20 protein-coding genes are annotated in these 22,078 nt (G+C 63.7%); 10 read left to right on the top strand and 10 right to left on the bottom strand.

Features of this window, described 5'->3' with window-relative positions; translation table 11 throughout:
• Nucleotides 1-24: 24 nt before the first annotated feature.
• The 6 genes from BKA03_RS07930 (at nt 25) to BKA03_RS07955 (ending at nt 6,752) form a co-directional block, all read left to right on the top strand.
• On the top strand, nt 25-423 hold the full coding sequence (locus BKA03_RS07930; RefSeq protein ID WP_308477961.1) for a hypothetical protein: 399 nt from the start codon (nt 25-27) through the stop codon (nt 421-423).
• Nucleotides 420-1,061 carry a gluconate 2-dehydrogenase subunit 3 family protein gene (locus tag BKA03_RS07935; protein ID WP_179397870.1) on the top strand — a complete coding sequence of 214 codons (642 nt, stop codon included), beginning with the start codon at nt 420-422 and terminating at the stop codon, nt 1,059-1,061. The genes BKA03_RS07930 and BKA03_RS07935 overlap by 4 nt, the downstream gene beginning before the upstream one ends.
• The gene (locus BKA03_RS07940; protein WP_179397871.1) at nt 1,058-2,698 is read left to right on the top strand and encodes a GMC family oxidoreductase; all 1,641 of its coding nucleotides are present in this window, start codon (nt 1,058-1,060) and stop codon (nt 2,696-2,698) included. Before BKA03_RS07935 ends, BKA03_RS07940 begins: the two co-directional genes overlap by 4 nt.
• Nucleotides 2,699-2,710: 12 nt before the next feature.
• The gene (locus BKA03_RS07945) at nt 2,711-4,546 is read left to right on the top strand and encodes a thiamine pyrophosphate-requiring protein (RefSeq protein WP_179397872.1); all 1,836 of its coding nucleotides are present in this window, start codon (nt 2,711-2,713) and stop codon (nt 4,544-4,546) included.
• Between the two features lie 13 nt (nt 4,547-4,559).
• On the top strand, nt 4,560-5,660 hold the full coding sequence (locus tag BKA03_RS07950) for an enolase C-terminal domain-like protein (RefSeq protein ID WP_179397873.1): 1,101 nt from the start codon (nt 4,560-4,562) through the stop codon (nt 5,658-5,660).
• Between the two features lie 231 nt (nt 5,661-5,891).
• Nucleotides 5,892-6,752, top strand: coding sequence for a damage-control phosphatase ARMT1 family protein (locus tag BKA03_RS07955; protein WP_179397874.1), 861 nt, complete (start codon nt 5,892-5,894; stop codon nt 6,750-6,752).
• 516 nt (nt 6,753-7,268) lie between these two features.
• Here the strand turns inward: BKA03_RS07955 and arr are convergent.
• Nucleotides 7,269-7,697, bottom strand: a complete 429-nt coding sequence (gene arr / locus BKA03_RS07960) for an NAD(+)--rifampin ADP-ribosyltransferase (protein WP_179397875.1) — start codon at nt 7,695-7,697, stop codon at nt 7,269-7,271.
• Nucleotides 7,698-8,198: 501 nt separating this feature from the next.
• On the opposite strand from arr, the gene BKA03_RS07965 reads away from it, so the two are divergent.
• Nucleotides 8,199-11,204, top strand: a complete 3,006-nt coding sequence (locus tag BKA03_RS07965) for an EAL domain-containing protein (protein WP_179397876.1) — start codon at nt 8,199-8,201, stop codon at nt 11,202-11,204.
• Between the two features lie 80 nt (nt 11,205-11,284).
• Complete coding sequence (locus tag BKA03_RS07970) at nt 11,285-12,118, top strand: UbiA family prenyltransferase (protein WP_179397877.1); 834 nt, start codon at nt 11,285-11,287, stop codon at nt 12,116-12,118.
• A gap of 76 nt (nt 12,119-12,194) precedes the next feature.
• On the opposite strand, the gene BKA03_RS07975 is transcribed toward BKA03_RS07970, so the two are convergent.
• Nucleotides 12,195-13,121 carry a hypothetical protein gene (locus BKA03_RS07975; RefSeq protein WP_179397878.1) on the bottom strand — a complete coding sequence of 309 codons (927 nt, stop codon included), beginning with the start codon at nt 13,119-13,121 and terminating at the stop codon, nt 12,195-12,197.
• A gap of 227 nt (nt 13,122-13,348) precedes the next feature.
• Between BKA03_RS07975 and mgrA the strand changes: the two genes are divergently transcribed.
• On the top strand, nt 13,349-14,389 hold the full coding sequence (gene mgrA / locus BKA03_RS07980; RefSeq protein WP_179397879.1) for an L-glyceraldehyde 3-phosphate reductase: 1,041 nt from the start codon (nt 13,349-13,351) through the stop codon (nt 14,387-14,389).
• Between the two features lie 159 nt (nt 14,390-14,548).
• On the opposite strand, the gene BKA03_RS07985 is transcribed toward mgrA, so the two are convergent.
• Together BKA03_RS07985 and BKA03_RS07990 are read right to left on the bottom strand one after the other, a co-directional pair.
• Nucleotides 14,549-14,893 (bottom strand): transcriptional regulator, encoded by a 345-nt coding sequence (locus tag BKA03_RS07985; RefSeq protein WP_179397880.1) that lies wholly within the window; start codon nt 14,891-14,893, stop codon nt 14,549-14,551.
• Nucleotides 14,890-15,780 carry a hypothetical protein gene (locus BKA03_RS07990; protein ID WP_179397881.1) on the bottom strand — a complete coding sequence of 297 codons (891 nt, stop codon included), beginning with the start codon at nt 15,778-15,780 and terminating at the stop codon, nt 14,890-14,892. The genes BKA03_RS07985 and BKA03_RS07990 overlap by 4 nt, the downstream gene beginning before the upstream one ends.
• A gap of 348 nt (nt 15,781-16,128) precedes the next feature.
• Between BKA03_RS07990 and BKA03_RS07995 the strand changes: the two genes are divergently transcribed.
• The gene (locus BKA03_RS07995) at nt 16,129-16,632 is read left to right on the top strand and encodes a helix-turn-helix domain-containing protein (protein WP_179397882.1); all 504 of its coding nucleotides are present in this window, start codon (nt 16,129-16,131) and stop codon (nt 16,630-16,632) included.
• 363 nt (nt 16,633-16,995) lie between these two features.
• On the opposite strand, the gene BKA03_RS08000 is transcribed toward BKA03_RS07995, so the two are convergent.
• The 6 genes from BKA03_RS08000 to BKA03_RS15725 all read right to left on the bottom strand — a co-directional run bounded on the left by BKA03_RS08000 (nt 16,996) and on the right by BKA03_RS15725 (nt 21,990).
• Entirely contained in the window at nt 16,996-18,501 is a 1,506-nt protein-coding gene (locus BKA03_RS08000) for a phage major capsid protein (RefSeq protein ID WP_179397883.1), read from the bottom strand.
• 450 nt (nt 18,502-18,951) lie between these two features.
• Nucleotides 18,952-19,215, bottom strand: coding sequence for a hypothetical protein (locus BKA03_RS08005; RefSeq protein ID WP_179397884.1), 264 nt, complete (start codon nt 19,213-19,215; stop codon nt 18,952-18,954).
• Nucleotides 19,212-19,667, bottom strand: a complete 456-nt coding sequence (locus BKA03_RS08010; RefSeq protein WP_179397885.1) for a phage terminase small subunit P27 family — start codon at nt 19,665-19,667, stop codon at nt 19,212-19,214. The genes BKA03_RS08005 and BKA03_RS08010 overlap by 4 nt, the downstream gene beginning before the upstream one ends.
• 232 nt (nt 19,668-19,899) lie before the next feature.
• A complete protein-coding gene (locus BKA03_RS08015; RefSeq protein ID WP_218856003.1) occupies nt 19,900-20,214 on the bottom strand; it encodes a WhiB family transcriptional regulator in 315 nt (104 codons plus the stop codon).
• Entirely contained in the window at nt 20,211-21,413 is a 1,203-nt protein-coding gene (locus BKA03_RS08020) for a DUF3631 domain-containing protein (RefSeq protein ID WP_179397886.1), read from the bottom strand. Before BKA03_RS08020 ends, BKA03_RS08015 begins: the two co-directional genes overlap by 4 nt.
• Before the next feature lie 355 nt (nt 21,414-21,768).
• Nucleotides 21,769-21,990, bottom strand: coding sequence for a helix-turn-helix domain-containing protein (locus BKA03_RS15725; RefSeq protein ID WP_218856004.1), 222 nt, complete (start codon nt 21,988-21,990; stop codon nt 21,769-21,771).
• Between the last annotated feature and the right edge of the window lie 88 nt (nt 21,991-22,078).

Below are 22,078 nucleotides of genomic sequence, written 5' to 3' on the forward strand. Positions count from 1 at the left end.
GCGCTAGATCGCATGGTGCGCAATGTGCGCACTGGTCGGTTCGAACGCAGTTTGGCCGTGCTGACCGCGGGTGGAGCGATAGTCACGACGGTGGAGATCTTCTTCGAACACGACAGAGCCAGTTTTGGAAACAACTGGATGTGGGCGCCCGTAATCCTCGGCCCCGTCGGAGCGGTCGCCGGAATTGCGGGGTTCGCGAGTCACCGCGCGGCCAAGACCTTCTTGCCGCTCGCATCGGCGACGATCGTCGCGAATGGCCTGCAGGGGTTGTGGCTACACGGCAGGGGGATCAAGCAGAAGCCCGGCGGGTGGAAGAACTTCCGCTACAACATGGAGATGGGCCCGCCGTTGATGGCCCCGTTGCTGGTGACGTTAGTGGGCGGGATGGGATTGCTCGCCGCAGTCCTGAGGCGCGAGAAGTGAGCACGCTTCCACTCGAGCCAGCCTACGGCGGCGGGCGCTACCCAGGCTTCGATGTGACCGGTCAGGCGAAGCATTGGGATGTCACCACTCGCGCGGCCGTCGAGCGACGCCTGGCGCGACCGCCGGCGGTGCGATTCTTCTCCGAACCCGAGGAGGCAACGGCGACTGCACTCTTTGATCAGTTGTTGTATCAGCGCGCCGAGCCGCGCGTTCAGGTGGTGCACATGGTCGACGCGCGCCTCGCCGAGGACCAGACGGACGGCTGGCACTACAGCACGATGCCCCCAGACGGGCGGGCGTGGCGACAATCGCTTGCGGGCCTGGATGCCGACGCAACGGAAGCTCACGAGAAGGCATTCGCGGAGTGCGACTGGGATGAGCAGTCGGAGCTCGTTCAGGCGGTCCAGGATGGCGGATCGAACGACTGGCACGGCATGGCCGCCGCCCAGGTGTGGAGCCTGTGGACCCGATACGCATGTACGGCGTTCTACTCCCATCCGTGGGCGTGGAACGAGATCGGCTTCGATGGGCCGGCCTATCCAAGGGGATACAAGAATCTCGGCGTCGACAAGCTGGAATCCTTCGAGGCGCGCGACGCTCATCCGGCGGACGATCCCCTCGCGGGTGGCGACAGATGAGCCAGGTAAGAGAACGCAATCAATCCGCGTGGTTGATGGCGAGCGATGGATCGCGCATCCAGCCAGGGTTGCGCGAAGGCATGCGCCGCTTCGACGACGACGAGGTCGATCTCGTCATTGTGGGGTGCGGCGCGGGTGGTTCGACGTTGCTGCAACGCATGGCCAGGGCCGGAGCGAAGGTTGTCGCGCTCGACGCGGGCCCGTTCTGGGAGCCGGAGACCGATTGGGTCAGCGACGAGGCCGGCTCGCACGGGCTCTATTGGACGGAGCCGCGCGAGATCGGCGGCGACGATCCGGTGCCCCTCGGGTCCAACAATTCCGGCCGCGGCGTCGGCGGATCGATGATCCACTATGCCGGCTACACGCCCCGCTTCCACCCGAGTGACTTCAGCACCAGGGCCGATGATGGCGTTGGGGCGGATTGGCCGATCGAATACGCCGACCTGAAGCACTATTACGAGCAGATCGAGGGCGAGTTGCCGGTTTCTGGTGAGAACTGGCCATGGGGTGACCCCCACTCGTATCCGTACGGCCCGCACCCCGTCTCGGGCAACGGCGAGGTGTTCCAACGAGGGGCCCTTGCCTGTGGCATTACGGCCAAGGTGGGCCCGGTTGCCATCACCAGCGGACGTTTTGGCAACAGGCCACATTGCATTTATCGAGGCTTTTGCCTGCAGGGTTGCAAGGTCAACGCGAAGGCATCCCCGCTCATCACGCACATTCCGGATGCGCTGGCGCACGGCGCCGAGGTGCGACCTGACTCGATGGTGACCCGCATCGAGGTCGACCAGCGCACCGGGCTCGCGACCGGCGTCCACTATGTTCGCGGCGGAGTCGCCCGATTCCAACGAGCCGCGATGGTGGCGGTGGCGGGATATTCGATCGAGACACCGCGTCTGCTTCTGAACTCGACGTCCGCACGATTTCCGAACGGCCTCTGCAACGACTTCGACCAGGTCGGGCGGTATCTGATGGTGCAGGGCGCTCCGCAGACGGCCGGCCGGTTCGACGGCGAGGTGCGGATGTGGAAGGGTCCCCCACCCGAGGTCAGTTCCGAGGACTTTTACGAGACCGACCCAACCAAGCCGTATAAGCGTGGCTTCTCCATTCAGACCGTATCGCCCCTTCCGATTGCGTGGGCCGAGCACGTGATGGCTCAGGGTCACTGGGGCGCGGACCTCCGCAATTACATGAGCGACTACGTGCACTGGGCATGCCTCGGCGCGCTCTGCGAGTTTCTTCCGCAGCCTGAGAATCGGGTCACGCTCGCGGCCGAGAAGGACCGTCACGGAACGCCGATTGCGCGATTCGACTACACACAATGCGACAACGACAAGGCGCTGATGGGCGCGGCAACCGGGGTGATGGAAGACATCCTGAAGAGCGCGGGGGCGGACGAAGTGATCACGATCAATCGCTACGCGCACTTGGTCGGCGGCGCCCGGATGGCGCTTACCGAAACGGAGGGGGTGGTGGACGCTGATTGCCGTAGTTTCGCGGTGCCGAATCTCCTCATCACCGACGGCAGCGTGCTGCCGACCCAGGGCAGCGCCAACCCCGCTCTCACCATCATGGCTGTTGCCGCTCGTGCAGCAGACCGATTGACCGCACATTCACACATCGACAAAGACACCTAGGAGGAACCCAGCATGGCAACAGTCAGCGACTTTGTCATCCAACGGATACAAGAGTGGGGCGTCAGTCGGGTGTTCGCCTTCCCTGGCGACGGCATCGGGGAGTTTGACGGAGCCCTCGGAAAGGCCGACCGCGCGGGCGAGGGCCTGAAATACGTGCGGCCGACGCATGAGGAGATCTGTTCGCTCATGGCGACCGCGCATGCCAAGTTCACCGGAGAGGTCGGGGTGTGCATCGCCACGTCCAGCCCGGGTGCATTCCACATGTTGAACGGTCTGTACGACGCCAAGATGGACAATCAACCGGTCGTGGCGATCGTAGGCCAGCAGGGTCTCAACGCCTTGGGCACGTTTACCCAACAGGAGAACAATCTCGAACGGACGTTCGAGGATGTGGCGGTTTACGTCCAGACGATCGTGTCTCCGCAGCAAGCGCAGGCCGTGATCGACACCGCGTTCCGCACCGCGCGGGTACGGCTGGGCCCTGCTGTCGTCGTCATTCCGCACGATGTGCAAGGGATGGAAATGCCGGAGTTGGCCCCAGCGAACTGGGTGTCCCGTTCGAGTGCGGTCGCACCGTCCATCTCGATCGTCCCGCCGCAAAGCGAGATCGTGAAGGCGGCGGCCATCATCAATGCGGGCAGCAAGGTCACGTTCATCGTCGGGCATGGCGCGAATGGTGCCACCGACGAGGTTCTCAAAGCTGCCGAGCTGGCCGGGGCGGGCCTGATCACCGCATTGCGCGGGAAGCAAGTGGTTCCCTCCGAGGTGCCCTACCACTCCCAGCAGCTGGGACTCCTTGGCTCGTTGCCTAGCCTCCATCAGATGAGCGGATGCGACACGCTCGTGCTCCTGGGGACCAACTATCCGTATAGCCAGTTCCTTCCGGAAAGCGGGCAGGCGCGGGCGATTCAGGTGGATCTGAAGCCGGAGCAGATGGGCTTGCGCTACCCCACGGAACTCAACCTATGGGGCGATGTAAAGGCCACGCTCGCCGCCCTCATCCCGCATCTTGAGCAGAAGACCGACCTGTCGTGGCAGACCACCGTCTCAGACGAGATGATCGAGTGGGAAAACGAGATGGAAGCGCAGGCGATGCTGAGTTTCAAAGACGGCGTTAACCCGCGCCGCGTCTATCACGAACTCAACAAGCGGCTTCCGGAGAAGGCGATTGTCACGGCCGACGCTGGGACAACGGCGGACTGGTACGGACACCACATCCGTCTTCGCCGCGGCATGATGGGTGACCTTTCAGGGCGACTGGCCACCATGCTCGCCGCCATGCCCTATGCGGTGGCGGCGAAGTTTGCCTACTCCGATCGGCCCGTGATCTGCACCATCGGGGATGGCGCCTTCCAGATGCTCGGCATGAATGAACTCATCACCATCAAGAAGTACATGAAGGAGTGGGACAACCCGCAACTGATCATCATGGTGCTTCACAACGACGACCTCGGCCAGGTGTCCTGGGAAATGCGCACCGAAGACGGTAACCCGTTGTGGCCGGGGTCGCAGGACGTCGAATCGGTCGACTACGCGGGCTGGGCCGAACTCGTCGGCTTCAAGGGGATTCGAGTCAGGAGCGACGACGAGGTCGAAGCCGCGTGGGACGCGGCGTTCGCCCACCAGGGCGTCACCCTGATCGACGCCTACACGAGCACGAACGTGCCGCCGCTACCGCCACACATCACTCGCGAGTTCGCGAAGAACACCGTCGAAGCGTTGCTCAAGGGCGATCCTCACGGGGTGGACGTCATCCGCGATTCGGCCAAGGCGCTCGTTACCGAAGGCATCGAAAGGGTCAAAGGGACGTTGCACATCGGCCAGGATCGCACCGAGACGGATGGGTGACGGGACCGGACGAATGAGCGATGCGCTGATCGATGACGTGGAGGTTCGCGTCTACACCGTTCCGACCGACGAGCCCGAAGCAGATGGCACGCTCGCATGGGATTCGACGACCATGGTGCTCGTGCGTGTGCGCTCTGGCACGACCATGGGGACCGGGTGGACCTACGGCCCAGCGGAGTGCGGCTCCACAGTGAGATCGACGTTGGCGCCGCTCGTGATCGGTCGCAGCGCGATGGATGTCGGCGCCCGCTTCGACTCCATGGTGAAGGCGGTACGCAACAGCGGTCGGCAAGGTGCAATCGGCTACGCCATCTCGGCGGTAGACATTGCACTGTGGGACCTGAAAGCACGACTGCTGGAACTGCCCCTGCACCGTTTGCTGGGCGCGGTCCGCGACACGGTACCGGTGTACGGCAGCGGTGGGTTTACGACCTACTCCGACGAGCGGCTCGCGGACCAATTGGGCGGCTGGGTTCACGAGCAACACATTCCGCGAGTCAAGATCAAGATCGGCGAATCCTGGGGATCGAATCCGGCGCGGGATCTCACGCGGTTGCGCCAGGCGCGGGAGATCATCGGCAAGACGGTCGAGTTGTATGCCGACGCGAACGGCGCCTACACGCGGAAGCAGGCCATCCGGGTGGCACGCGAGGCGGCCGAGGTCGATCTGGTCTGGTTCGAGGAACCCGTCTCCTCGGACGACCTCGACGGGCTACGCGAGGTCCGTGACGCGGTCGACGCCGACGTCGCCGCTGGGGAGTATGGCTTCGACCTCACCTATTTTCGCCGAATGTGCGAAGCGAAGGCGGTCGACTGCCTGCAAGTGGACGCAAGCCGCTGCGGGGGCATCACCGAATGGATGCGAGCTGCGGCGGTTGCGGCTTCCTACGGCCTCGAGGTGTCCAGCCACTGCGCCCCGCACCTGCACGTTCACGTCGCGGCGGCCACACCGAATCTGCGGCACCTGGAGTGGTTCCACGATCACGTCCGGATAGAGTCTCTCTTTTTCGATGGCACTCTTGATCCGCTTGGTGGGGTGCTTCGTCCCACCGATGCTCCGGGCAACGGTTTGACGCTCAGGCTCAGTGACGCCGAGCCGTTCCGTGTGCAATGACGGACAGCAAGGTGTGTTGAGGAACACGTCGAACTGAAGTTCGTGCGTACGCCGGTAGAACCTTCGGTGAGCCTCGCACCTTCTGACCGGCGCGCGACGAACGGTGCGCCGATTTGAGTAGCCGTGCGCACCGACATCTCACGGCCGTTCGGTTGTATCGCGGGAGTTGGGGCAACCCGCCAAGGACCTTCGACTCGGCGCGCGGCCCACACCAAGAGGACCATTTGTCAGGTGCAGACCTACCTCGATTGCTACCCATGCGTACTTCGGCAGGCGCTGACCGCCGCCCGCATGGTCACCGACGACAAATCGGCCCATCTCGGGGTGATGACGGAGACGCTCGCGCTACTGCAGAAACTGCCGCCAGGCTCCACCCCTCCCGAGATCACCTTCGCGGTACACGGAATCGTGCGAGAGCGACTGGGCGATAGCGACCCTTACCGTGTCGCCAAGGCCGAGAGCACCCGCGCCGCACTCGCCCTATACCCGCGGCTCAAGGCCCGGGTCGCTCGGAGCGAGGATCCGCTCGGCACCGCGGTGCGGCTCAGCATCGCAGGGAACATCATCGACTTCGGTGTCAGCGATGACATTCCGGATCTGCGGGCAACCGTCGAGCGCGTCATTGCGGCCCCGCTCGCGATCAACCATCTGGCGAGCCTGCGTGCCGCTCTCGCGGCCGCCGACCACGTGCTTTACCTGGCCGACAACGCGGGCGAGACCGTCTTCGACAGGGTTCTCATCGAACAACTGGCACCGCGAGTGATCTACGCCGTCAAGGGCGGACCCGTATTGAACGATGCCACCTTGGAGGACGCGCTCGCCGCGGGACTTGACACCTGCGCCACCATCGTCGATAACGGATCCGCTGCACCTGGCACCATTCTCGATCTCTGCTCCACAGATTTTCGAGAGGTCTTCGACGAGGCCCCGCTGATCATCGCCAAGGGTCAGGCCAACTACGAAACACTGAGCGAGGCCGGGCCGCGGGTGTTCTGTCTACTGCAGGTCAAGTGCCCCGTGATCGGCGCCCACGTGTCTGCGCCCGTCGGCGGCGCTGTGGTGAGGCAGAGTTCGAGCTCGCCCGGCCACTGACGTCGGTGATCTACGTTGCGGACAGCGGAACCCTGCCGCGTCGGCGAGAAGCAAAGAGTTGCGCGTCGGCCGAACCGAGAAGACGCCTGGCGTCGGTGGCGACAGTGGTCGTCGCCGCCAATTCGTCTCACCACGTGTTGTGCACGGAAGTTGTCACGCAGCTCGGAGCCCTGTCACGCGAGATCGCCAGGCCGTTTCATGGGGAACGCCGACATTTGCCGCCCGCCACTCCCCGAACCACGTCTGGCTTCTGAAGAACGCCGCGTCCATGACGACCTTGACCGCCGCCATCGCTAAGGCAAGCCGCGCGACCACTGAGTTCCTTCCCCTGGCACCTAAATGCGCCCAGCCGAACAATGGGAGCGTGTCGCGCCGACTCCAAGCGCGGAAGACCAATCCTGCAGTGTGATCGTCGGTCGCAACAACACCGTAAATGTTGCCCGAATGTGGAGCCCTGCAAGGACAAAGCCAGAGGGCCTCCCTGCGACTCTGGCCTCAATCTGCGCCGCCGCTTGATCAGTCGTAGATCACGGCCTCGCCGCGTGTTCTGAGTGCCGCGAGGGCGTCTTTCATCGCCTTCACCTGTTCGGGCGTGTGCCCCATCCAGTCAACGAGTTCGCCGATAACGCGCACAGGTTCCTTGGTGCGAAACGACAGGGTTGGGTTGCCGGGAAACCTCTTGTCCGTGACGTTTGGATCATCCTCGATCTCGCCCGTGGGCTCCACCATGTAGATGCGACCGTTCCCCTCACCCAGGGCAAGTTCGGCTCCCCAAGTCGCTGCGTCGAGCGTCTTCGTCATGTAGATGTGATTTGAGATGCGGCCGTCCTCGAAGTTCGATGCGTAGCCGGGCACCAGACGATCCCCAACGTCAAGATCGGCCTTCGTCCCGTGCAGATAGGCGCCCGACTCGTGCAGTTCGAATGGCTTCGGTTCTTGTGGCATGCGCATCCTCCTTCGCTCGCGACGTTAGCAAAACCGCAGACCGAACGCTTCCCATCCGTTCAATCGCTCGCGCGACGTCACAACCTCGAGTGAGCTGCGGAAATGTTCGTTGCTGAACACCATGCCCTCAGTGTCGATACGAGCACCTCGAGCTCTCATCGGTGCCGCGCGGCTGCCGAATAGTGTGGTGTGAGGTCGAGTCGCCCGTATGGGGGCGAGGTTGGTCAAGCCGCGCGCCGAAGCCCAGGGCTTCTCCGCGTTCCTCGGCTCGGTGGAGGTTTGCCGCGAGTTGATCCGCGGGCGTCGGTTCAAGGAGGGGGAAACTGACTGATGCACACCTCGTACGGCATAGTGAGAACTAGGGCGAACGAACTGCGGAACACCAGGCCGAGAGATCTGCCTCGCAACCCGGGGCTTGATCGGGCGAAGCCCCCCGCGCTACATATGACTAAGGCGAAGTGACAACATGCATGGCAGCTCATCCATCAGGTGCGGCCGAAGATGACGCACCCGCTGACCGTACTCGTTTTCACTCCAAGCCTCGGCGGAAACTTCTTCGGGGACCTCTTCACTGGCATCGCCCGGGAGGTCGTCGGTGCGGACGGGCGCCTGGTGTTCGTTGAGACCCTTCAAGCGGCCGCGCCCCGCGACGAAGCTGGCGAGCAGGGCGATTTCGCCACCCGGGTCGCTTGGTCGCAAGTGGACGGGGTCATTTCGATTACGACGGCAGTGGGCGCGGGCTACCTGCAGCAGCTTCGCGCGGCCGGAAAGCCCGTGGTGCTCGTATCGAGCACCCAGATGGCTGACTTCAACGCGCCGGTCGCCAGGCCAGATAATCGCCGGGGCACCATTGCCGCCGTCGAACACCTCATCGAGCACGGCCACACGCGCATAGGGTTCGTCGGCAACCTGGCTCAGCAGGACATCCGTGAGCGGTTCGCCGCCTACCGCCAAACGCTCGCAGCCCACGGCCTCACGGCAGATCCCGCGCTCATGTTTGCGGCGCCCGAGAATGCCGAGACGGGCGGTGCCGTCGCGGCCCGCAGCCTTCTCGACGCACCGCAACGTCCAACTGCGCTGATGGTCGCCACGGACCAAAACGCGATGGGGGTCATCCGTACGCTAACTGATGCAGGACTGATTATTCCGCGCGACCTAGCGATCGTGGCGTTTGACAACATTGCAGCCGGGACATTCAGCGCTCCCACGCTCTCGAGTGTCAACCAAAGTTTCGACAAGGTCGGCGCGCTCGCCGGCCGACTCATCCTGGCGAAGATGCGCGGCGGTGCCGTGCCTGACATCACCTTCGAATCAGAGTCAGCCGCCCTCATTGTGCGGGAATCGTGTGGGTGCGACATTGAAGCGCAACACAGCGAAAGCCGGGCGGGTGACTCGTTGTCCGTTGCGCCAATAGAGCGCTTGCGTGACGAACTCCAGGACGTGCTCGAACGGGAACTGCTCACCGGAGACGCGGTCGTCGACAATCGATCGCAACATGCGGTAACGGCAATCGCTCTTGACGCGGTGCGTGTCGTCGAGCAAGGCGACAACGTCAGCGCCGCGCAAATCAAGGCCCTCACGACATCGTTGCAAAGTCTCACATCCCGCCCCGATACACTTCGTCGCTTTACGGACGCGATAGTCGACCACGCCCAGCGGGCCGGTTCCTCGACCGCGCGTGCGACGGACGGAAGGTCCGCCGTGTCTGCGCGAGTTGCCGCCGCGCTGTGGAAGGTGCAGGCGGCGGCGTCCCTCCAGCAGGCGGAAGTCACCGACAAGGCGATTGCCGAGCAGTATGTCGTTGACGCGGGGCTACTCGACACCGGCGACTCCGATCCGCGCGACCTTCGCTGGCTCACCGGCACCCGCGTCAAGGCGGGAGTTCTCGCACTGTGGGAGGGCAAGCCGTCATCCGGTCAACTACGGATCGTGGGCACATACGACCCCGCCAATGTCCAGCCGAAACTCGTCGACACCCTCCTGTCGAGCGAGCACTTCCCCCCGGAACAGCTCATCGTCAGTGCTACGAAAGGGAGCCGCGAAGTGTGCGTGGTCGTCCCGGTAAGCACTAAGGAACGCGACTGGGGTCTACTCGCTGTTGTCGCAGAGATCGACCCGACCACTGCGCGTGAGACCTTTCAACACTGGGCTGAACTACTGTGCGCGTCCTTGGAGTCACAGCGTCTCCAAGAGGTGGTGCGCAGAAGTGCCCTGTTTGACGCCCTCACCGGACTGCCAAACCGGCAACTCTTCGTCACGCAGCTGGAACATGCCCTTGCGTTGTGGCGACGTTCCCACACCCCCTTTTCCGTACTCTTTCTCGACGTTGACGGCTTCAAACTCATCAACGATTCGCTCGGACACCAAATGGGCGACCGCGTGCTCATCGCAGTCGGGGCCGACATCACGCGAGAGTTGCGCTCGGTGGACACGGGAGCTCGTTTCGGCGGCGACGAGTTCGTGATCCTGCTCACCGACACCGACGCTGCCGGCGCGCTGGTTGTAGCCCAGAGGGTGCAGGCGCGTTTTGCGGAGGTTCACGAGTTCGACGGCCACGAGGTCGTGACTCGGGCGAGCATAGGAATCGCAACCAGCCTCATCGAGTACACGTCCGCGGAGGAGGTCTTGCACGACGCCGACACCGCGATGTACCGGGCGAAGACGGCCGAGCCGGGGACGGTGGCATTCTTTGACGCTCCAATGCACGTGAGCGCGTTGCGCAGAACCGCGTTGGCCAACGAACTCGATCAGGGGCTGCGGGAGAATCAGTTTGAACTTCAATATCAGCCGATCGTCAACCTGGCCTCCGGTCGCACGGATCGTTTTGAAGCACTTGTGCGTTGGCGTCACCCCGAGCGCGGGCAACTCCTACCCGATGAGTTCCTGCCCTCGATGGAGGATACCGGACTCATCGTCCAACTCGGCCACTGGGTGATGGCCGAGGTTTGCCGCCAACTCGTGGAGTGGGGCCCCGAGGTCGTGAGCGTGAGCGTCAATATTTCGGACAAGGAATTCTGGAGCCAAGACCTTTTGACGCGCGTCCTCGCGACCGTCGGGCGCCACGGGCTCGCGCCGGACCGGATCACACTCGAGATCACCGAGAGCGTGCTGATGCGCCGCCCCGAGTTGGCTTTGCGCTTAATGCAAAAGATGCACGAGGCTGGTCTGCGACTTCACATTGACGACTTTGGAACCGGGTACTCCTCCCTCGAGACCCTGCACCGGTTTCCGGTGGACGCGTTCAAGATCGACCGATCATTCATCCGCACGCTGACGAGTTCTGACAACAGCGTCGAGCTGATCTCCGCCCTGGTGAAGCTCGGCAAGGCGCTGGGTATAGCCGTGGTGGCGGAGGGGGTCGAGACCGGCGAACAACTTGAGTTCTTGCAGGAAATTGGTTGCGCGACGGGCCAGGGCTACCTGTTCATGCCTGCTGTCGCCGGCGATCGCGTAGCGGAACTGCTGGGTCACTCACTGCACGCAGAGGATTCTAGCCAAACGCTCTGATTCGACCGCAGGCGTCCCTGAGCGTGGACATCGTGATGACACCGGTGCCCCGCGACGTCCGGGTCACCTAGCCTTACGTCATGTCCTCATGGCGGCTGATCCGTGCGCTTGCCCTGTCATGTCACCCCATTCCCTCGGTGGCCGTGACGGCGATGAGTGCTGGATTGGCAGCCCTCGCCGGGCTCCCCGTCGGCCGCGGTGCGCTTGTGACGGCCGCGGTGTTCACGGGCCAGCTGTCGATTGGCTGGTCGAACGACTACCTCGATGCCGAGCGCGACCGGGCCGTGCTGAGGCCCGACAAACCCCTCGCTACTGGTGCAGTCCGGCCGCGCATCGTCGGCATTGCCACTGCGGTGGCGCTCGTCTCCACTTTCACCCTGTCGACGCTGCTCGGTTGGCCAGGCGGCGCCGTTGCACTGATTACCGTGCTCACCGCCTGGGCCTACAACCTGGGCCTCAAGGCAACGATCCTGTCTTGGTTGCCGTACGCGATTGCCTTCGGGTTGTCCCCCGCGATCGCGACCCTGTCGGCCTCGCCCCCTCGGTGGCCGGCTGCCTGGGTGTTGACCGTGGGTGTGCTCCTCGGCGTTGCCGCACATCTCGGCAACGTACTACCGGACCTCGGCGATGACGTCGCCACCGGAATCCACGGACTGGCACATAAGATCGGCGCCAGGGCAACGGCACTGACCGCAACCGCAATGTTGCTCACTGCATCTGCGGTCATCCTCTTTGGCCCGGCCGGGCACTTGGGATCGTGGCGTTGGACCGGATTCGGTGCGGCCGTGCTCATCACGTGTGCTGCCACGCGCCTCGCGTTCCGCGACCCATCATCGCGGAGGTTCTTCTTCGCAATCATCCTGATCGCGGCGCTCAACCTCGTGTCGTTCGGCTTCTCGGGCATCCGCATCTGATTCGGAACGGGAGCGACTCTCCGTGGAAGGGCATCGGCGGCCCGGCGGACGCTACCGCGCTCAGTCCTTCCCTCGCTCAGCCCTCGGCGCCCTGCTCATCGACGAACCAAAGGCACGCCGGTCCGGGCTGGCACCATTGCCCGCCCCACTGCGGCGCCAGCGGCGCGTTGACGGGGAGCGCTGCCCGTTCCATCACGGTCAGGGTGGGTGCATTACCGGTGGGCAGGGCGCAACCGGTATCCACGAGTACAGGGTCATTGAAGGCGAGGCCGACCTCGGCCGGTACTGGCCACACAACCGACTCCCCGAGCACACATGCCCGGATGAGCGACTCTCCCTCACGGCTGCTGCGCACCTCCTGCCCGTTGTTGAGCGTGTACACGATGCTCGTGGCGGTCACCCGGATGTTGGCCACCGGGTTCTCTGCGGTACCCGGGGCGTTCCGGTTCGAATAGGCACCTATCGGGTTCCCGACGAGCGTGTCACCGACCGGCAACTCCAGGCACTGCTTGTCCTCGGCAGTGCACTGGGTGACCGGCCCTCGCTCATTGGGGTTCCACGGCTTGATGGCGACCAGTTCGGTGCTCGAATAGCCGCCTGAGTACCAAATCACCGGTGTGGCAATCGTCAAAGAACCCAGAACAAGCGGCTCGTCCCCAAGGGCGAGAACCTGAGTCTGGGCCTTGAATGGTCCCGAGCCCTCGCTATCTTGGATGCTGCGGCGTTCCACGACATTGCGGGTCACGGCGGTGCGGCCGTCCAACTCGAACGTCACCGTATCGCCCGAGATGCGCACGACGACGCGCTTCACGCCATCTGTGCCGAGTGCGGCGAAGCCGCCCGGGATCGCCTGCGAACCCGGGTCAGCCCACTGTTGCGCCGTAGGGACCAGTGCGCCGTACACGCCATCGTCCACCGCGTGCAGGTACGGCTCGCAGCCGGACAACCCCGCCCCGAGCAACAGCACCACGGCAGCACCCCACGACACCCGCGCGAGTCCCACGACACGCACCTCCTCTGCAACCAGCGTATGACTCCAGCGGTGGTAATGCAGGATGTGGCGACACCCAGTCTTGGGATGCCTGACGGTCACCGGCCGGGCCGGTTCGCGTATTCGGTCCGTGTCGTCCTCGGACGACCCGCAGACGACGCGGGTGCCACAATGCAGGGAGAAGCGACGACGGTCGCGCCGCCACCTGCGGTGCGTCCCGCGCCACAAGAGGAGCACCGATGCCCTACCTACCCGCCGCCGACCGCTACGACACGATGGCCTACCGCCGCACCGGCCGTTCGGGACTTGTCCTGCCGCTGCTCTCCCTTGGCCTTTGGCACAACTTTGGGGACGACAAGCCGTTAGAGACCCAGCGCGCCATTCTGCGTACCGCCTTCGACAGGGGCATCACGCACTTCGACTTGGCGAATAACTATGGTCCGCCCTACGGTTCGGCCGAGGTCAACGCGGGCCGGGTGCTGCGCGAGGACTTCGGACAACACCGCGACGAGCTCGTGATTTCGACCAAGGCCGGCTACGACATGTGGCCGGGCCCATACGGTCAGGGCGGCGGATCGCGCAAGTACCTGCTGGCCTCTCTCGACCAGTCACTGGCCCGGCTGGGGCTGGACTACGTCGACATCTTCTACTCCCACCGCTTCGACGCCGCCACGCCCCTGGAGGAGACAATGGGTGCGCTCGACACCGCGGTGCGGTCGGGTCGCGCGCTTTACGCAGGCATCTCCTCCTACTCCGCCGCCGACACTCGCCGGGCCGCGCAGATCCTTGCCGAGCTCGGCACTCCGTTGCTGATCCACCAGCCCTCCTACTCGATGCTCAACCGGTGGATAGAGAACGACGGGCTGCTGGACGCGCTTGACGAGGTAGGCGCCGGTTGCATCGCGTTCTCACCGCTAGCCCAAGGCATGCTGACCGACCGCTACCTGAAAGGCATTCCGGCCGGCTCGCGCGCCGCGGAGCACTCCTCGCTGTCCACCGACTTGATCTCTGCGGACGCGATGGCGCACGTCCGCGCCTTGAACGAGATCGCCGCCGACCGGGGCCAGTCGCTCGCGCAGATGGCGCTCGCGTGGGCGCTTCGTGACGAGCGCATGACCTCCTTGGTGCTCGGTGCGAGCAGCGTGGCCCAACTCGAGCAGAATCTGGGTGCACTGGCCAACCTCGAATTCACCAACACCGACCTGGCCGCGATCGACGCTCACGCCGTCGATTCGGGCATCGACCTGTGGGCGCGGTTCCGGCTTGCGGCGACTAGCTGACCAAGCGTCAGGCCCACCGCGGCCAGGGCGTGGCCATCGGGCCTCTTGAGAAGCGGTTGGTGCTGGAGAGCGGCGCGCCCCCGGGCCGATCGACTCGGCATGGGGCACATTGTTTGAGCAGCGACCCTCCTCGCCAAGAGTCAGTCGTCAGCCGCTCGTTCAGTGGCCCTCGCCGTCGACTTGCGGCGTGACCTGAATCTCCGTAATGGCCTGCAGCGCTGCGCTGTGCACTCGCAGGGCCTTGAGCCCCGCCGCCGTTGGGCGGAGCCAGGTCCGTGGCTTGTTGGCGACGTACCCCTTTCGCACGGCGACGTAGCCAGTTCTTTCGAGTCGAAAGACGGCCTTACTGAGCGAGGAGTCGTCGGTCTCGATGAGGTCGCGCAGGGTGGCGAAGTCCACCTCCGACCCGTTGCCGAGTGCGGCCATGGCCGAATAGCGCACGGGTGTGAGGAGGGCATCGTCCAGGTGGTGCCGTGGATGGGTGAAGGCCGGCTCCTCGGTCATGTCCGTCGATACGTTCTGAGCGTGGTGCACACCAGAGGCACGGCTACCGCGACGCCGCTGAGTGTTGCCACCAGGGGCGTGTCCCAGGAGGTCCTCGCGGCCACCACGGCGAGCGCGAACAACAGGGTGAAAGTGATGCCGAACGCGAACCACTGGGATTGGCCCCACTCCGAGCCGATGCTGGGTAAACCCCACCGGGAGCCCGAGCCAAACGACAGCACGATGACCGCCAGAAGGGGGAGCACTGTGACCCAGAAGTACCAGGAATAGGGTGTCAGCGCGGCGATGACGCCGAAGCTGATTCCAAGTGTCACAGTAGCCGTTGCCGCCGCCCTTCCCAGTGGCGCGGATGGCGTTGCGGGGCGCCGATGCGATGACATGCCGCCTGCCTTCCTGGCCGTGCCAAACGCGAGGACCCCCATGGGCACCGCCACGAACGCCGCGGCCACCAGGTTCGCCCACCATGGGTATCCGACATCGGCGACCGAGGCCACCATCGCCGCCAGGAAGACGATCAGGCCCGGGAGCATCAGTAGTAGCCTCAATCCCCCGCGAGGCATCGCGACGGAGATGAGCAGCCGATTCCGGGCCCCCTGAACAAGTTGCGTGAGCAACAGAAACGGGACCATCACGAGGCCCACATAGTTGTAGGCGTGGAAGACGGCCGAACCTTCGGGACCTGGGTTGAAGAAGAGCAGCAGGTACGTCCCCACGTAGACGAAGAGCGCCGCCGCCACCCACCCCTGAATCACAGCATGCGCGCGAAAGTCGGTGTGTGCGAGAGTGCGAGCCCCCACCCGTTCCGCATCGGCGAGGAGCCTCGCGGCGGCCGACGCGTCGAGGTTCACGTCAGTCGGTGCCTCATACTCAAACCCGGAGTCGGTCATATCGGCAGGTTAGCATGTACTTTCCATTTGGCAAGTGGAGCCGGCCGATACCCGTGCAACCCTGCGCTACCGGAGAGCACTCCGTGGTTCTGGATTGGTCTCGCCGTGCCGACGACGCGGTCCGCCTCCGCTGTCGGGAATGACAAAGGGACCGCCTCAGCGGTCCCTTTGTTTCAGTCGGGCTGACAGGATTTGAACCTGCGACCCCTTGACCCCCAGGCATCGGCCACGGGTACGCCCGTGTTCACCGTTGTCCGTTCTCCCTGGTAAATGGCATTCGCGAACATCTGCGGACAGCCACGGACAATCAAAAAGTGGTTCAAAAAGTGGTTCAAACATGGAGGAATGATGAGTATCTCAGCAGACAAGATGAAGGACGCCCCGGCTTGGGCAACGCGTTACGAGACGACGGATGACGAGAGCGGCGGATGGTTCGCACGCGACCTCACCAAGCCCACCACCATCGCCACGGCGACGGGCTCGCAGACTGGGCGGGCTCAACTGATCCTCGATAGCGGGAACGTCTATGTGGTCGATAACGCCACGGACCAGCAATGGTCCAACCCTGGGCAGATGCGCATGCTTGCGGCGCACTTGCTCAACGCGGCCGACGCTTGGGACGAACTACGCACGGCTGCACTCAACACGGGCTTCGTGGAGAACCTCAACCGCTGCATGACTGCCGCCGACGTGGACGTGGCGGGACTTGCGGACCGGACAGAGATTCCGGTGGCGAGGCTCGAAGCGATCCTTAGCGGCAAGGCAGAGGTGGGCATGGCCGAGTTGGTCATGTTCGCCGAAGCGCTCGACGTGAGCCCGTCCGAGTTACTGCCCACACCGCGCGACGTGTAGCACTCGCTCACACACTGGCGCCCCGCCTGGCCTCGTGCTCGGCGGGGCGTTGTCATACGCAAACGGCCTCGCACAGATCCGTCTCAGAGGGGTCAATCCATCATGAAACAGGATCACCCCGGTACACCATGAAGGGAATGGCCTTTCCCCCCCCGACCTCTTAGGGGGGTACCCGCGCGCAGGATGAAGCCGCCCCCGCCGTGCCGTAACGCAGTGAAGGCCCGCCCCGAAGCCTAGGGGCGGGCCTTACTGTTTCGCGCAGGTGAGGTCATCGGCCAGAAAGGGTGCCTCGCTCACCTTCGATTCCGTAGGTCCCGGCTGTTTTAAGACATGCTGGCCGGGCGGTGACGTTGACGCGGGGTCTTAGAAGCCGGTGAGGATGTTGATCGCGGTCGGCCGGGAGACTCCCAGGCAGAGGCGCTCGGTGGCGCGGATCTTCACCTTGCCGTTGGTGAAGTCGTTATCAGACGAGTTGGTCATTGCCAGGGTGATGCCCTCGCGGACGAACGCCTGAGCGCCCATCTCGAGGTTGGCCAGCACGACGGTCCCAGGCAGCATCTGCGAGGTCTGGACGACGGGCACGCCCCACACCTCGCTAACGGTGCTTTGTCCCGGATCGCCCAGGATGTAGTTCCCGAGCGAGTTCTTCGCCGTGCGGATCGTGTTCCAGGTCGTCGGGTTGATCACAATGACGTCCGGCTCGCAGTAACTCGGCCCGGTACGCAGGTCCGAGATTCCCGCCGAGATGACGTCCAGCGCCGCATCCCCGGACCCCTTGACCCGCGACAGCGTGCTCGGCGTGTTCAGCAACCCGAGCAGGTTATCTCCCGTGCCGTCGCCGTTCAGCAACTGCCAGTTCTCAGCATCGGTGATCTGACGCTGTAGCTCGACCTGCGTGTACCCCGCGAACGTCGGGAAGTCCTGAAGCATCTCATCCACGACGGTGGTGAAGATGCCGAGCTTCTTCGCTGTCAGGATCGTCTGCACGGGCGTCAGTGACGTCTCGGGCATCTGCCCACCCGCGTGCACCGTTGCGGCGCCTGCGGTGCGGTCCACGGTCGGGACCGTGGCACTCGTGCCTGCCCCGCCGAGGTCGGTGTATGTCGCGGTTGTTCCGTCGGAGATGACGGCAACTAGGACGTTCTCAGCGCCAGCCGCTATCCCCCGGTACAGGCGGTAGCCGTTGGCCCCGGTGACAGCGGTCCAGTTGATCGGCTGCTTCTGGCTCGCGGTCAGCGTCGCGGTCAACTCGTTAGAGCCCACCGTCTCGCCGCCGCTGTTGGTCGCGGTCAACTTCCAGAAATAGTCGCCAGCGGCGAACGTGCCACCTGATGCCGCCGTGCCCAGGGTGATGACCGGCGAGGGTAGGGCAACCGTGTTCGCAGTGTGGGTGATCCACTCGACGCTTGGGCCTGCCATGGTGGTGCTCGGGATGTGATCGAGGATTCTGCTCGGCTCGAACTTGCGATCCACCAAGCCGATGAACTGGGCGGGCAGTTGAGTCCGTGCGAGATCTGAGGACGCCGCATCCTTGAGGTGAAGCGTGAGGTTCTGGCCCGACTTCGCGGCCAGGAAGAGGCCCTGCTGCTCATCGGGTGCCAGGGACAGGCTCGGGGTTGCCAGACCCTTAACCGCGCGGCCGGTTTCGACGCCGTACCCGTAACCGCTCTCTAGCGACTCCCCGCCGCCCATGAGGCGCTGTGCGGACTTGTGGAGCTCGACCGTCGCGGCGTGGGTCTTGAGGTCGACGTCGATGTCGTCGAGGATGCGCTTCTTCTGCGCGGTTGAGAGGGACTCGTTGGCGACGGTCTCCTTCGCCTTGGTGGCGAGGTCCCGTATTGCGTTCTTTGCGAAAATGACATTAGACATGAGGATGACTCCAAAATTGTGGATGCGCCGGTAGCGCGTTGGATTGGGAGTAACCGACGCGATAAATCTCGCGTCTCGGAGGGACCGGGTATCTCACACAACAACAGCGGTAGCGGCATATCCTGCGCGGCGGGTGCGGCGGCCGATTTCTCAGCAACAGCAGCGGCGGGGCAATCTCTGCGGGTACGGGTGAAATTGTGTGTTCCGGAAGAATCTCCAGCTACATTTTCAATTGTATGACGAGAACGAGTGAATCACAAGGACGACTCGCCTAATCGGGAAGAAAATCTGGACACCCAAACTCATGGGTTACACCCAGCGCCCGTGGCAGGTTGCCCACCATTGCGTCAACCTCCCGCCGTGCATTGCAATGCGGGCAGAGAGTCATTGCCAAATCAGCCGCCGCGTCAATGCGCGCTAGTTGATACATCGGATCTAGCATCGGATTAGTCATCGGATCTCCTTCGAAAGGGCAGACAGCCACTTGAGACCGTCCGCAGGGTCATACATGGATGAAGGCTCGCCCAGCGTGTAGCCGATCAGTCGGGTACCCGCGAAGGCGCTGGCGAAGTCGCTGATAACCACGCGGCCCAGCGCGTCGACAGTCGCCACCAACGTGCGGCGCTTGTCCGTATCGAGACAGGGAAGGAATCGTCCGATACGAGGCGACCGCCGAAACGACAGGCGCGTGAACGGCGGCGCCGGCGGCGTCACGACCAGGCCTCGCTGTCATCGTCGCTCGGCTCATCCTTGAGGCCCATCCGGCCACGCGCGTCCGGTGTCAGACCAAGCTCACGAGCCAGATAGCGCAGTTGCGAAGACGTCTGGGTTAGGGCGACAAGTGCCGGATTCTTCACCGAGCGAGACCGATCCGACTCGCTCCGCCCTTGCACCAGGATGCCCGTAGACGCCAACTCGGCGGCGGTCATGACATACAGCGACCAGGTTAGGCAATAGGCCGTCAGGATGGCCCTGTCGCCCTCCCTGAACCGTGTCGGCTGGTCCGCGAACACCTCACCCAAGCGCACAAACTCCGCTCGCCCAGCATCGTCGAGCATCGCGGGCACGACCTCGAAATCAAGACCCGACCCGCCGACTCTCGCATCCGTGGCAAAGCGAAAGACCTTCTCTTGACCACCTACCGGAACCGCTCTCCTATTTGGCATTTTTATCCCTTCCTGTCGCTACCGGAAATGGTTGTGAAGGCTCTCGCTCCGCGCGTCGTTACCTCCACGGGCTACCCGCGTCATGCTGGCGTGATGAAACGGCCCTACCTAGGTGCCCTCTCGTCGTGCTGTGTTTAGCGTTGCGTGTCATGTGGCGTTCTCCTGAGCATGAATGGGCGCCTGCGTCTTGCCTTGAGTTTCTTTGCTTTGTGTGTAGGCCAACTGATAGCACTCATGAGTTCCTCTTTGCTTTGGTGTTTGCCCGTGCCGCTTGGGTGCGTTGCCGCTCGGTTAGGCCGCCGTACACGCCGGACTCTTTGGGGTGATCGATTCCGTATTGGCGGCATTGTTCGAGCACGGGACATTGGCCACATGCGGTCGCCGCTGCCTTTTGCTCTTGCGTGTCGTCGCTCGTCCACAGTTCGTGGGGAGTCTCGTCGCCGTTGAAGCACGGGACCACTTGGCGCAGCGCGGTGGCTTCGATCAGCGCCGTGATGCCTCGCCAGTCGTGCGCGAGACTTTTGGGCATTGTGGGCAGGTTGCTCATACCACGGCCTCGCATGTGACGTGGACGCCGGTGCCCGAGTCAAAAGACATCGGCTCGTGGCAAACACTGCACGGCTCTACTGGGGGCGATGTAACGGGCGTAACGGCTGTAACGGGTTCCTGGAGCGGCACGGGGGCGACGTACCGGCTCCACGGATCGGCGAGGTCGGCGGCGTCGTAGCCGTGTAGCGGTCCGTTCTCTCCCTCTATCCGTAGAAGTCTTGGTCGCACTTCGTACTTGCTTAGGAACCTGGAGAGCGCACGTGCGTCAAGCTCTTTACCTCGTAGGTTTCCCCATGGGGACTCTGTCATCCCGTTGAGCGCGTCGAGTATCTCGATAGTGGACATACGCGAACGCGCAGCGAACACCGAGCGAAGATCGCTCAATAGTCGAATGCCTAGGCTTTCCCCCCTTTGACGCGACAGGTCCGTTACAGCCGTTACAGCCGCTACACGTGCGCGTTGTGGCCAGTCACCGCCTGCGAGGTCCGCGACTGCGATTAGGGCCTCCCACACGTCGGCGTTGCGATCCTCGACACCCTGGGGCATGTCGGGCCACTGCACCGCCGCTTTGGATTCGACAGAGGCCGCCCACCGTGCAAGGTGATCGAAGATCACGTGAGACTCTGGGCCGTTGATGCGCAACCGCCACGGCTCCACGCGTTCATGCTTTGCGCGGCGCCTCATCCGAATGACGACGCTTCGAGTCATGATCGTGTCGGGCAGGTCATTCAGGCCCGCGAGGGCGACGGCACAGTAAGCCGGTAATTCCTCGGTGAATATCTCTTTGCCGCGAACTACGCAACGCCCGGCGGTGGCGCCCCTGCGGTGTCCCGCGTTGAGCATTCCGCGAATGTCCTCGTTGTCTTTGGCTTTGGGGCCAAACACCGTGTCGATCTCGTCGTAGAGGATCGTGGGCGGGCCAGACTCGTCTGAGACTTTGCGGAACAGGTAGGCGGGCGATGTGTTGACCGCGTAGACCGGGCGAGGGACTAGTGGTTCAGTCACCTCCAGAGCGCGCGACTTGCCGCTGCCGGGCTCCGGCGAGAGGAACGCAATACGCGGCGTGGACTCCCAGACGAGCATTAGGTGTGTGTGGGCAATCCAAAGCGTGTGAGCGTCGGCGGCCCACGTGTTTGGATATGCGACGAACCGCTCAAGGTGGGCGCGCACGGAGTCGAGAACCTGCGGGCCGTTCATGCTGCATCACTGATCCTTGAGAGCGCGGTCGCCCGGTGTGTGAGTGGCAGGCCGAAGAGGTTCGCCAGATAGCCGAGGTCGAACCCCCGCGACGCGAGGTCATTCGCCGTCCGCCTGTTCAGAGCCTCAGAGAACGCCAGAGGGGCGTTGTCTGTCCGTGGTCGCCTTTCCATCTCTGCGATCAAGTCATCAAGCTCACGGGAGGCCTTGCGGCTTTGCTCGTCGGCTTCGATCCTGCGGATACGCTCTATCCGTTCATGGTCCAACGGTGCTAACGTTGAGGTACTGGACTCCCAAGTCTTTGCTTCATCTGCTGGCCCCTCATTGGCGTGAGGGGTCAGTTTTTTTGTGTCGGTCACCGGGCATCGACCGCCTGACTGTGGGTGAGTCCGAGCGCCGCGATGTATCGGTCAAGTTCGTCGCGCGTGACAAACGTCCGCCTGCCGATCTTGACGGTCCGAATGTCGCCTTGACTTGCGAGCGCGTAGAACTGTGTGCGGCCAATGCCGCCGAGGTATGCCGTCGAGGCATTCACGTCGAATAGTGCGGGCTTCACGTCTGTGGCTTGTACGTTCACGGCGCGACCCCCTTCCTGTTGTCTGGTTGGCGTGCTATTCGTTGCGTCCGCTCGTGTCCGCTCGGGCCTTGCGCGTTCGCTTGAATAC

The organism is Demequina lutea (genome assembly GCF_013409005.1).
Lineage (GTDB): Bacteria > Actinomycetota > Actinomycetes > Actinomycetales > Demequinaceae > Demequina > Demequina lutea.